At 71.6% G+C, this 11,473-nt stretch carries 11 protein-coding genes (1 of these 11 running past the window's edge); 4 read left to right on the top strand and 7 right to left on the bottom strand.

Annotated features, from left to right (window positions below):
- Positions 1–119 precede the first annotated feature (119 nt).
- On the top strand, positions 120–1,097 hold the full coding sequence (locus E6G06_16245; GenBank protein TML88385.1) for an aldo/keto reductase: 978 nt from the start codon (positions 120–122) through the stop codon (positions 1,095–1,097).
- Here E6G06_16245 and E6G06_16240 read toward each other — a convergent pair.
- Genes E6G06_16240 through E6G06_16230 form a run of 3 tightly spaced genes read right to left on the bottom strand, consistent with a single transcriptional unit; the run spans position 1,032 to position 5,249 of the window.
- The gene (locus tag E6G06_16240) at positions 1,032–3,128 is read right to left on the bottom strand and encodes a GAF domain-containing protein (GenBank protein TML88384.1); all 2,097 of its coding nucleotides are present in this window, start codon (positions 3,126–3,128) and stop codon (positions 1,032–1,034) included. The two genes, E6G06_16245 and E6G06_16240, sit on opposite strands and share 66 nt — an antisense overlap.
- 55 nt (positions 3,129–3,183) lie before the next feature.
- Positions 3,184–3,972, bottom strand: a complete 789-nt coding sequence (locus E6G06_16235; GenBank protein ID TML88402.1) for an enoyl-CoA hydratase/isomerase family protein — start codon at positions 3,970–3,972, stop codon at positions 3,184–3,186.
- Positions 3,973–4,001: 29 nt separating this feature from the next.
- Positions 4,002–5,249, bottom strand: a complete 1,248-nt coding sequence (locus E6G06_16230; GenBank protein TML88383.1) for a cytochrome P450 — start codon at positions 5,247–5,249, stop codon at positions 4,002–4,004.
- A gap of 90 nt (positions 5,250–5,339) precedes the next feature.
- Here E6G06_16230 and E6G06_16225 point away from each other — a divergent pair, with 90 nt between their 5' ends.
- Both E6G06_16225 and E6G06_16220 read left to right on the top strand, forming a co-directional pair.
- A complete protein-coding gene (locus E6G06_16225; GenBank protein TML88382.1) occupies positions 5,340–5,723 on the top strand; it encodes a cupin domain-containing protein in 384 nt (127 codons plus the stop codon).
- Between the two features lie 56 nt (positions 5,724–5,779).
- On the top strand, positions 5,780–6,796 hold the full coding sequence (locus tag E6G06_16220) for a redoxin domain-containing protein (GenBank protein ID TML88401.1): 1,017 nt from the start codon (positions 5,780–5,782) through the stop codon (positions 6,794–6,796).
- Between the two features lie 266 nt (positions 6,797–7,062).
- Here E6G06_16220 and xseA read toward each other — a convergent pair whose 3' ends face one another.
- The 3 genes from xseA to E6G06_16205 are packed head-to-tail and all read right to left on the bottom strand — an operon-like array spanning position 7,063 to position 9,487.
- Positions 7,063–8,271: an exodeoxyribonuclease VII large subunit gene (gene xseA / locus E6G06_16215; GenBank protein ID TML88381.1), complete on the bottom strand. Its 1,209-nt coding sequence runs from the start codon at positions 8,269–8,271 to the stop codon at positions 7,063–7,065.
- The gene (locus tag E6G06_16210; GenBank protein TML88380.1) at positions 8,268–8,996 is read right to left on the bottom strand and encodes an alpha/beta hydrolase; all 729 of its coding nucleotides are present in this window, start codon (positions 8,994–8,996) and stop codon (positions 8,268–8,270) included. Before E6G06_16210 ends, xseA begins: the two co-directional genes overlap by 4 nt.
- 5 nt (positions 8,997–9,001) lie before the next feature.
- Complete coding sequence (locus tag E6G06_16205) at positions 9,002–9,487, bottom strand: hypothetical protein (GenBank protein TML88379.1); 486 nt, start codon at positions 9,485–9,487, stop codon at positions 9,002–9,004.
- Between the two features lie 70 nt (positions 9,488–9,557).
- On the opposite strand from E6G06_16205, the gene E6G06_16200 reads away from it, so the two are divergent.
- Positions 9,558–10,232 (top strand): enoyl-CoA hydratase/isomerase family protein, encoded by a 675-nt coding sequence (locus E6G06_16200; protein ID TML88378.1) that lies wholly within the window; start codon positions 9,558–9,560, stop codon positions 10,230–10,232.
- Positions 10,233–10,248: 16 nt separating this feature from the next.
- Here the strand turns inward: E6G06_16200 and E6G06_16195 are convergent, their stop codons facing one another.
- On the bottom strand, positions 10,249–11,473 hold the 3' portion of the coding sequence (locus tag E6G06_16195) for a penicillin acylase family protein (GenBank protein ID TML88377.1). It continues 1,154 nt past the right edge of the window; 1,225 of the gene's 2,379 nt are visible here — the last part of the coding sequence; its start codon lies off the right edge, out of view; it ends in the stop codon at positions 10,249–10,251.

Raw genomic sequence — 11,473 nt, 5'->3', positions numbered from 1 at the left:
CGGGGGGCGCGCCGCAGGTCGCGTCCACACGTCTTTTTGCACTGGGCGTGAACGATACCTTGCAAGCGGGCCGGGCGCGGCGCGCGGCCGAGCCCTTCGGTGTCTGGTAGAGAGCAGGGATGGAGTACCGGCAATTGGGGAGCAGTGACCTCCGGGTCTCGGAGATCAGCCTGGGCTCGTGGCTCACCTACGGGGTCGGCGTCGAGCGCGACCGGGCCGAGACCTGCGTGCGGCGGGCGTTCGAGGTCGGCATCAATTTCATCGACACCGCGAACGCCTACGGGCGCGGCGCGGCCGAATCGTTCCTCGGCGAGGTGCTGGCCGGGGTCGACCGTGCTTCGTACGTCCTGGCAACGAAGGTCTTCTTCCCGATGTCGCGCCGCGACCGGGGACTGTCGGCCGCCCAGATCCGCAAGCAGTGCGACGCGTCGTTGAAGCGGCTGCGCACCGACCACGTCGACCTCTACCAGTGCCACCGCTACGACACGAGCACGCCGCTGGGGGAGACGATGGAAGCGCTCACCGAGGTCGTGCGCCAGGGCAAGGCCCGCTACATCGGGTTCAGCGAGTGGTCGCCGGCGCAGATCCAGGCCGCCATCGGCCTTAGCACGGCCCGGCCGGCCGCCGGGACCGCAAGCCCCGACGCCCTCGTGCCGTTCGTCTCGAGCCAACCGCAGTACTCGATGCTCTGGCGCCGGCCCGAGCAGGCGGTCATCCCGCTGTGCGCGGCCAACGGCATCGGTCAGATCGTGTGGTCACCGCTCGGGCAGGGTGTGCTCACGGGCAAGTACCGGCCGGGGTCGGCCCCGCCCCCCGACTCGCGTGCCGCGAGCGAGAGCATGGGTCAGATGATGGGCAACCTGCGCGCCGACAAGGTGCTCCTGGCGGTCGACGGGCTGCGACCTCTCGCCCGTCGAGCCGGCCTCTCGATGGCCCAGCTCGCGCTCGCCTGGGTGCTGCGCGAGCCCAATGTGGCTTCCGCGATCATCGGAGCCACCCGGCCCGAGCAGGTCGATGACAACGCGGCGGCGTCAGGCGTCACCCTCGACGCCGACGTGCTGGCCGCCATCGACGACGTGCTCGCTCCCGTGTTGTGAGTCGCGCACATCGGCCACCGTGGTCGCGCGGAGACCGGTGAGGACGTACGCCTCCACCGCGGTCTCCTTGCCCTTTACCTGCAGCGGACCGAGCGGACGCACCACGGCGACGTCGCGGAGGAGCTCGTACGTCGCCTTCCCGATCACAACCTGACCCTCCTGCGCACTCGTCTCCAGTCGCGCCGCGAGGTTGGCGGTGTCACCGATGGCGGTGAAGTTGCGGAGCTCCGCGCTTCCGATGTTGCCGACCACGACCGGTCCGGAGTTGATCCCCACCCGAAAGCGCGGCCACCCCGCGCGGCCCGCCGCGATCTTGTCGACCGCGGCCTGCAGACCCAACCCGGCACGCGCGGCGCGGAGCGCATGGTCGGGCTGACGGCTCGGAGCGTTGAACAGCACCATGATCGCGTCGCCCATGAACTGTGAGATGGTGCCGCCTTCCTCGAGCACGACGGGCACGGCCACCCCGAAGTTCCGGTTGAGCATCGTCACCACGTCGTGCGGTGACGAACGCTCCGAGAACGAGGTGAAGCCGCGGAGGTCTGCGAACAGCACGGTGATCTCGACAGTGGCGCCCCCGAGCTCGGCCTGGGCGGGGTCGGCCAGCAGCGCCGTCGCCACCGCGGGCGACATGTACTGGCGGAACAGGCCGTCGATCTGGTGGTAGAGGCGGGCGTTCTCCAATGCGATCGAGAGCTGGCTCCCGAGCGAGCGGAGCAGGGCGCGGTCGCGGTCGGCGAACTCGCCTGACGTCCGTACGAACTCGAGGACGCCCGCGGCATTGCCCTTCACAGTGAGAGGCAGCACGAGCAGCGCACCACCGTTCGACCGCGCCTCGACGGGCTCGAGACCGGTCATGGCACGCGCCGCGAGCTCGCGTTCGAGCGGCAGGACCGGGGTCTCACCGACAAAGTCGAGGCGGCCCTGCTCGAGGAGGCCGAGCCGCAACCGGTCGTCTCGGAAGGCCTCTCCCGCAAGTGCCACCACCCGCGCCAACAGCTCCTCCTCCGAGCGGATCACGCGCGCTTCCTGTCCGACCGCAACGAGAGCGCCGAGGCGCCGAATCTGCTCACGCTCGTTCACGAGCGCCTCGGCCGCCTGCTCGAGGACGCGGCCCTGGCCCTCACTCAACCCGAAGCGGGCGGCCAGGTCGGCGGCGAGCCGGCCGAAGGCGGTGTCGTCGCCACCCTGCCGGTCCATCGCGTCGACGAGCGCCTCCAGCGCGGTGCCGTACTCCTCGCGCACGTGCCGGAGGTTCTGCTCGAGAGAGATCGACGTGAAGATCCCGGTCACCGTGCCTTCCCGGCGGTACTGCGCATACGAGCTGTAGGCGACGAAGGCGAAGGCGCCCGCCATCAGGAGGTGCCACTCCCACCACGAGGCGCGCCAGTTGCGCGCGAGCGACACCACGATCATCGCCTCGGCCAGTAGGAAGAAGGCGGTGATGACGCTCAGCAACATCACCGAAGGACGGCGCCGGTGCACGGTCCAGTACCGCGCCGCGGCAACCAGGTAGAGCGCGGTGGCCACGACCGCCAGGATCTCCAGCGGCCCCTTCGCCTCGCTCGCGTCGAGGGTCGCGTCGAGTGGCGGCAACCCGAGGAGCGACACAGTGCCCCAGCCCACGAGCAGCGCGGGGACGCCGATCCTCAGCACCCCCTGCCGGGCCATGAGCCGGGCGGCGGCGCGCGGCGAGATGTCCATCGACGAGGCCGCCGCGAACGCAGCCGCGAGCACGAGCCCGACCGGCGTGGCGATGACGAACCCCGCGTTCTTGTTGCTGACGATCACATTGGGAGTGGCGAGGGCGTGGAGGGCGAGAAAGCCGGCGCTGCACAGGAACGCCAGCGCGACAAGGAAGAGCCGGGCGTCGGAGCGTCGCCGTGCCTCTTCGCTCATGCGGAAGCCGAGCACGGTGTTCACCAGCGCCACCGCCGACACCAGCCAGAAGTGCGCCTGGTGCTGCTCCCACAGCGCGTCGAAGCGGGGCCGGGCGATCAGCAGCCAGAGGACGGCGATGGGAAGCGCCATGTGGACGCCCCACACCAGGACGCGGTTGGCCGGCGCACGGCGGACGGGGCTCGCCTCAGAGGGTGATGGGCGCATCCGGCGGTGCCTCGTCGTAGCGACGCAGGGCCGCTTCCTCCAGAGCGACGGCCTCGCCGTCCAGCTGGCACTCGACGAAGAGTCGGCCCTCGAGCCGCAATCCCTCGTCGAACGGGAGCCGCAGCCCCTCGGTGATAGCGCGCTTGGCGGCCGCGAGCGCGCGGCGCGGCCTGCCTGCGATCGGCTGGAGCCATTCGACGACGCGGTCGACGAAGCCGTCGTCGGGCAGGCACGCCTCGACCAGGCCGACGCCGAGCGCCTCGTCCGCGCCCACCACCCGGCCCGAGAGGATGAGCTCCGCCGCCCGCCCGGGCCCGACGAGGCGCGGCAGGCGCTGCGTGCCACCTGCACCGGGAATGATCCCGACCGCGACCTCGGGTTGGCCCAGGTGCGCGGAGGCCGCGGCGACGCGAAGCGTGCACGCGAGCGAGAGTTCGCAGCCGCCGCCCCACGCCTGGCCGTTGATCGCCGCAACCACCGGCTGCGGCAGCGACTCGATGCGAGCCAGCGTCCGGCTCCAGCTGCGCGGGTCGCCCGCCACCGCCTCACCCCGCCCGATCCGTGCGAGGTCCTCGAGGTCGGCGTGGGCCACGAAGTAGCCGGGAACGCCGCCGGTGAGCACGATCACGCTCACGTCGTCACGATCCGCGAGGTCGTCGAGCCGGTCGCCGAGCTCGCCCACGGCCTCGAAGCTCATGAAGTTGCGCGGCGGTCGCGTGAAGGTGAGGAGCGCGATGGCCCCCCGTCGTTCGACCTCCCAGTACGGCATCCCGCCTCCCGAGCCTGAGACAACCTCGTTCAAGCGACGAGCTTCAACGGCAGCGAGTCGAGACCACGAAGGATGATGCGGCCGTTCCAATCCGCCTTGTCGGTCGCGAGCTCGAGGTCAGGAAAGCGGCGGATGAGCGAGCCGATCGCCACCTGGCCCTCGACACGCGCGAGCGTGGCGCCGAGGCAGTGGTGCACGCCACTACCGAACGACACGTGCTGGGCCGCGCCCGCCCGGGTGAGGTCGAGCTCGGCGGCGTCGGCGCCCCAATGGGCCTCGTCGCGGTTGGCCGAGCCGAGGCAGGTCATGAGAAAGCTCCCCTTCGCGATCGCGTGGCCGGCGATCTCCATGTCGGCGACGGCGATGCGGCGCGAGAACTGCACGGGGCTGTCGAAGCGCAGGAGCTCCTCGACCGCATTCGTGTCGAGCCCGGGGTCGGCCCGCCAGCGCTCGAGCTGGGCGCGGTTGCGGAGCAACGCGTAGGTCCCGTTGCCGATGAGGTTCACGGTTGTCTCGTGCCCGGCGATGTAGAGCAGGACGATCTGGTCGAGGAGCTCCTCCTCCGAGAGCGCGTCACCCTCGTCCTCCGCGGCGATGAGCGCGGACAGCAGGTCATCGCCGGGATTGTCACGCTTCCACGCGATGGCCGCCAGGATGTGCTCGAGCATGTGGTCGGATGCCTCGATCGCAGCCCGAACCTGGTCGACGGTGACGATCGGGTCGAGGGTGGCGGTCATCGTGTGTGACCAGTCGCGCAACTGGGCACGGTCGCTGTCGGGCATGCCGAGCAGCTGGGAGATCACCGCGAACGGCAGCGGGAACGCGAGATCGCGGATGAGGTCGGCCTCGCCGGCATCGGCCATCTCGGCGAGCAGCGCGTCGACCAGCTCCTGGACGCGCGGGCGCAGACTGCGGACCATGTTGGGGGTGAACGCCTTCGATACGAGGCGGCGCAGGCGGGTGTGGTCGGGGGGGTCGATGTTGAGGATGCCCCGCTGACCGCGTTGGGGGCGATCGCCCAGCAGCTCCTCGAACACGGGATTGCGCAGGTCGAGGCTGGCGTTGCTGTCCTCGACGCTCAGATCGGGGTCGCGGAGGACGCGGAGCACGTCGTCGTAGCCGAGCACCGTCCACGGGCCGAAGGGGCTCTGGTGCACGCCGTTCTCCTCGCGCAGGGCACGGTACTGCGCGTAAGGGTTGTCGAAGAATCCCGGCACGAACGGGTTCAAAACGGTGCTGCCACTGTCGATCGATGGGCCGGCCGGCGCTTCACTCATGAGTCCAAGCTACGGCGCGGGGCGGCGGAGCGCGCCGACGGCGTAGGAGCTCGTCCGGTCCCGCGGAGGTTCTCTGCTAGAGAGAGGGGCGTGGCCCGCCGCCTTCCACCGACCAGCTGGGTGCGCCAACCGGGGCAGAACGACGCCATGCTCAGAGCCGTGGCGATCAGCCGCGACACGGTCGGGAGCCGGGGCCTCTACTCGTCGATGGTCACCACCGCGCCGGGTGGACGCACACGCGTGCACCACCACGGGCCTTGCGAGACGTCGATCTACATCCTGTCGGGACGCGCCCGCTTCACATGGGGCCCGAACGGTGTCGAGGAAGCGATGGAGGCCGAGCCCGGCGACGTCGTCTACATCGCGGCGGAGGAGGTGCACGTGGAGGAGAACGCATCGACCACTGACGACCTCGTCGTGCTCGTGACGCGCAACTGCGCTGAAGGCGTCAACGTCTACCGGGACGACTCGTGATCCTCACATCGCTCGACATCGACGTCGAAGCGCTCGAAGCACGTACGGGCTGGTCGATGAAGCCCGAGGGTGCGTGCAAGGGCGACGTGTGCGTCGTCCTTGCCGAGGGCGTGGTCACGGGAGGGCGAGTCGACGTTCCTCGGCTGGCCGAGCGCCTGCGGATGCCGCTGCTGCGCGACGAGGCGCACGGGCTCTGGGCCCTCGGCCCCGAGTCGGGCGGACGGGCGCTGAGCACCGCGAAGGCTCCCGATCTCGTGCTGCCCGACCGTCACGGCCGTCCCTTTGCGCTCTCGTCGCTACGCGGCCGCAAGGTGCTGCTCGTCGCGTGGGCGTCGTGGTGAGGCTGCCGCCACGACCTGCCCGTGTGGCAGGCCCTGAGCACCGAGCTCCGGCCGCAAGGGCTGGAGATCGTCACCGTCGCCCTCGACATCGACCCTGACGCGGCCTACCGGTACATCGACAAGGCCGCGCCCGACCATCCGTCGCTGATCGACTCGGCCCACGTCGTCGACGAGCTGCTCGGCGTGGTGAACGTGCCCAACGCGGTCTGGATCGACGAGGAAGGCGTCCTCGTGCGTCCGGCCGAGCCCGCGTCACCCGGGCGCAACAAGGCGCTCGACTCGCTCCTGTCGATCGACACGAGCACGCTGCCACCCCACCTCGCCGACACCCTGCTCGAGGCGCGCAAGATCAAGCTCGACCACGAGTCGTACGTCGTCGCGGTGCGCGACTGGGTGGCCAACGGCGCCGCCAGCCGGTACGCGCTGCCGCCCGACGAGGTCGTCCGGCGGTCGCAACCGCGCCCGCTCGACGTGTCGACGGCCGCGGCCGCCTTCGAGCTGGGCCAGGAGCTGCACCGCCGGGGTCACGCGTCCGACGCGGTGGCGTGGTTCCGCGAGGCGCACCGGCTCCAGCCCGACAACTGGACGTACAAGCGCCAGGCCTGGTCGCTCGTCGATCCCCTCCAGGGCCCGACCGACGCCTACGAAGGCCACTGGGCCAAGGACATCAAGGCGATCGGCGCCGAGAACTACTACCCGCCGCTCGACCTCTCCCCCGCCGCCCGCGACTGAGGACCGGCTCCGTTCATGGGCCGGCCCCCTCCGTTGCGCCGGCTCTGTTCATGGGCCGGCCGTTGGGCCGGCTTCGCCGGCGGCGAGGCGCTCGATGCGCTCCTGCACCCGGGCCAGGCGCTCGGTGGCTTGCGCGTGCAGCTCGCCCGCCCGCCTCGATCCCGATGTCGCCCGCGGCCATGCGCCGGGTCATCGCCTCGAGCTCGTCGAGCAGCTGCTCGAACGTCTTCTCCGCTCCGCTGCGGTCCTCGCTCACCGGTCCTCGCTCAACCGTCGACCTCCTCGACGCGCGTCCCGAGTCGCCCGTGCGCCAACCCGACCGTGAGCGCGTCACCGGTCGACACCTGCGACGCGCGCCGCACGACCGTGCCGTCGGCGGTGCGCACCACCGCATAGCCGCGTTCGAGCACACGGACAGGGCTGAGGGCATCGAGCTCGCGGCGAAGCGCAGCCAGGCGGTCGGAGGCACCTGCGAGCCGGACACGCGGGTGGGTGGCGCGTAGGCGCGCCAGTGCCACGTCGAGCCTGGCCTCGGCCCGGCCTGCCCCCGCGGTCAGAGCTTGACGAAGGTCAACACGCGCCAGTCGATGGGTCGCGCGCTCATGTGCGGCGATGACGGCGGCCCGCCCTTCGGCGCGCAGCCGCGCCAGCTCGCTCTCCAGCTCGGAACGGCTCGGCACCACTGCTTGTGCCGCGAGCGACGGCGTGGGGAAGCGGAGGTCGGCCAGCTCGTCGCACAGCGGGCGGTCGCGCTCGTGGCCGATGGACGACACGACCGGCGTGCGCGACGCCGCCACCGCTCGGCAGAGCGACTCGTCGCTGAACGGCAGCAGCTCCGCGGCGTTGCCGCCGCCGCGTGCGAGCACGATCACCTCGACGTCGTCGCGGGCATCGAGCGCGCCCAAGGCGCCGGTGATCGCCTCGGCCGCGCCCGGGCCCGACACCGTCACCTCGACGAACTCGACCGGGTAACCGGGAAACCGCGCGTCCACCACCGACTCGATATCGGCGCGGACTGCGGCATCGGCACCACACACCACTCCGATGGTTGCCGGTAGGCGCGGAAGGGCACGGCGCGGGCGATCGAGCAGTCCCTCGGCCAGCAGGCGGGAGCGCGTCTCGGCCGTCGCCGCGGCCACGGCTCCTTCTCCGACCGGCACGACCTCCTCGGCGACGAGCTGCACCGAGCCGCGCTGGTTGTTGAACTGCACCGACCCGGTGACCGCGACGCGCTCCCCCGCGACGGTCCGGCAGTAACGGGCGCGGGTGGCCGGGCAGGCCACGGCCAGCTGCGCGGCGCGATCTCGCAAGGTGAAGAACACCAGGCCGCCGGGGCGCGCGCGAGGGTCGTGCACCTCACCCTCGACGGTGACGCGCCCGAGCTGCGCGAGCGAACGGGCGATCTCGCCGCTGAGCCTGACGAGCGACAGTTGGCGCGGCGCCCGGTCGGCGTCGGGGAAGAGCTCCGTCGTCATGCGGGGGCGGCCGCGGCCAGCGCCTCGGGCAACCACACGAGCAGCCGCTCGCGCAGCTCGATCGCAGCCTCCGACAAGAGGTGGCCGCTGCCCGCCAGCACCACCAGCTCGCCTCGCCCCGCGATCATGCGCACCATCTCGCTCGCCGCGGGCGGCAGCAGCTCGTCGCGGTCGCCGTGGAACAGCAGGAGCGGACACGCGAGGCGGTCGGCGTGCTCGCACCCGGCCGACTGCGTCGCCAGCGTCACGACTCCGGCCATGACGGCGGGGAGCGCGATCGCGACCTGGACCGCCACCGCGCCACCGAACGAGTGGCCCATCGCGACGAAGCGGCGCGCTCCCTGCCGCGTCGCGAGATCCGCGACGGCCGCGAGGTCGTGCACACACGCGTCGAGGTCGTTGGGCCGGCGGTACCCGACCCGCAACGTGCCGATGCCCCGGTCGGCCAGCGCCACGCCGAGGTCGTGGTAGAGCCCGTCGGCCGGCCCCAACAGGCTCCCCATCGCGCCGCCGCACGTCAGGACCGCGGCCTCGGCCGACGGCTCGCCGTGCCACAGCACGGTGAGGAGACCGCCCATCGTGTAGAGCTCGAGGTGCCGGAGCCCGGCTGCGACCTCGACCTCCTGTACCGCAAGGGCGCGCAGCTGTCCGAGCGGCCCCCCGTTCTCTGAACGGTCGGCGGGGCCCTGGCCACCACGATCGTTCTGAGAGCCGGGCAGAGGCATGCCGCTCAGCGGCGCGAGGTCGCGGACCGGCCTAGCGGCGCGACTCGGGCCATCGCCCGCGCGAGGGCGCGCGAGACCTGTCGCGCCAGCACGAAGAGCAGCGCGTCGATCGAAGGGTCGGCCTCGCCCGCGGACGCCGGTTCCGAGAGCTTCACGAGCAGGTCGCGGTCGGGAGCGCCGCCGCCGTCCGCGAGGAAGTCGACCAGCCACGAGGCCGCCTCGGCCTCCGCCCGCTCCACCAAGTCGGGAGGCAGGGTGGAGCTGGTCTCCGCCGCGGCCACGAACTCGTCGACGGCCTCGACCACGCCCACCACGAAGTCGATCAGCCGCTCGTCGGCACAGGCGGCCTCCCACTCATCGGCGAGCAGGCGGCACGCGTGGATCGCGACCTCGGTGCGATGCGCTGGCAGGAACTCGGGAAGTCCCAGCGCCTGGCGGGTCCGCCGGGCGAGGCCGACGTAACCCGGTTGCCCACCGCTCCTCGTGGTCATCCCCCTCCCAGCTGCCGGCCCCAGCCCACTCGTCGGCGGCCACCTTAGGACCCCCCTACAGTTCGCGCCCATGCCGGCACTCGTGCTCGTCTCCGACCCCGCCGACGGCGTCGCGACCCTGACGTTGAACCGACCGGAGAAGAAGAACGCGCTGTCCATCGCCGTGCGCGACGAGTTCACCGACGCGCTCGACGCGCTCGCCCGCGACGACGCGGTCAAGGTGGTCGTCGTCACCGGCGCGGGCGACACGTTCAGCGCCGGCTTCGACCTGCGCGAGTTCGATCGTCTCGACGACGAGGCCTTCGCGGCGACGCTCTGGGCCTCGAGCGACCGCTGGCACCGCGGGTGCATCGAGTTCCCACTCCCGATGCTCGCCGCGGTGAACGGGCCCGCGCTCGCGGGTGGGCTCGACCTGGCGGTGATGTGCGACGTGCGGGTCGCGGCCGATACCGCGCGCTTCTCCCATCCCGAGATCACGTTCGGCGACGTCGTCTACGGTCCGCTGCACGACATCGTCGGCGGGGCGGTGGCGCGCGACCTCTGCTTCACGGGCCGGGCGGTCGACGCGAGCGAGGCGCTGCGCCTGCATCTGGTGTCGGCGGTCGTGCCTGCAGCCGAGCTCCTGGCGGAGGCGGGCCGCTTCGCCGCCCAGATCGCCCGCGCCCCCCGAGACGTGCTCGTGCGCACCAAGGCCAAGGCGCTCCGACGCTCGGGCATAACCGCCGGCGCCACCCTCGATCTCTAGGGCGACGGTCCGGTGGTCAGCCCCTGAACTCCACCACCTGCTGGAAGGTGGGCCGGTTGCTGTACCGCATCGTGTCCGGGAGGAGGCCGGGGGTGAACGTGATGCGCTCGCGATTCGCGTCCTGCAGCCAGAGGCGGGGGTTGGGACCGCGCTCCGCGGCGAAGCGGTCGACGTTGCGCTTCAGCGCCGCCCACAGGTCGTTGCGGCACGCGTCGAGGTCGCCGTTTCCGCAGTAGCTGCGGCTGAACCGGCCCTCCACATCGTCGCCGAGGAGCGTGCGCAGGTCCTTGTCGACGTAACCGCTCCATCCCTGGCGCGGGATGTCGTTCACGGTCGCGCCGAGCACCGGCTTCAGCACCGCCTTGTTGAGTGGCGTCCAGGCCCGGTCGAGGATCGCGGCACCTGGCTCGTCGATGAGGCCGTCGAGGTTGCGATCGAGGCGGCTGCCGCCGTGGGCGACCCACTCGTCGATGAGCTGCGCGGCCTGGCCGGTGAGCGCGTCGGGCGCGGGCCCCGTTTTCAGCACGCGGCTGATCACGGGCCAGACGAGGACCGCGCGGTCGTCCTGGGTCGCGGCCTTGTTCATCACCGAGACGACGTCCTCGATGTGGTTCCCGCGCCGGGCGAACGGAGTGAACAGCTCGACGTGGTCGATCGACCCGTAGCCCCAGTTGTCGTCGGCAGCGCCCCAGCCCGGCGCCGGGGAGTTGTTCCAGTTGAGGAGCAGCCCCGCGTCGGGGTCGACGGCGTGCGGGTGCTCGTCGCCCGAGAGGAACCCCCGCCACTCGTAGGCACCGGTGCCCAGGGTGGGCAGGCTGGGATCGGTTCCCGGCGCACGCTTCGGCAGCCGGCCCGACGAGAAGTACGCGATGTGTTCGTCGTCGACGTAGAGCCAGTTGAACGTGAACTCCACGTGGTTCATGACCGAGGCCCAGCTGCGGGCGTTGACGTCGTTCTCGTTGAGGTGGATGAAGGAAACCGCGCTCGCCGGCTCGCGCCCCCGCGTCGAGCGCTTGGTGGTGATGGCGTACGGCTTTCCCCCGACGGTGGCCGTGCCGCTCACCGGCCCGTGCACGGTCTCGCGGAACGTCACCTCTTGGTCGGGTTGGCCCGCTCCTGCCTTCAGCACGCCGGCGTCGAAGGTCGTCATCGGCACGCACGCACCGTTGTAGCGGTAGCTCGTCGAGGCCCGCGTCGGCAGGGTGCCGTCGGGGTTGCACAGCTCGTCGAGGTACTGGTCG

This window comes from Actinomycetota bacterium (genome assembly GCA_005888325.1).
GTDB lineage: Bacteria > Actinomycetota > Acidimicrobiia > Acidimicrobiales > AC-14 > AC-14.
This window is presented reverse-complemented; position numbering and strand designations above follow the sequence as displayed.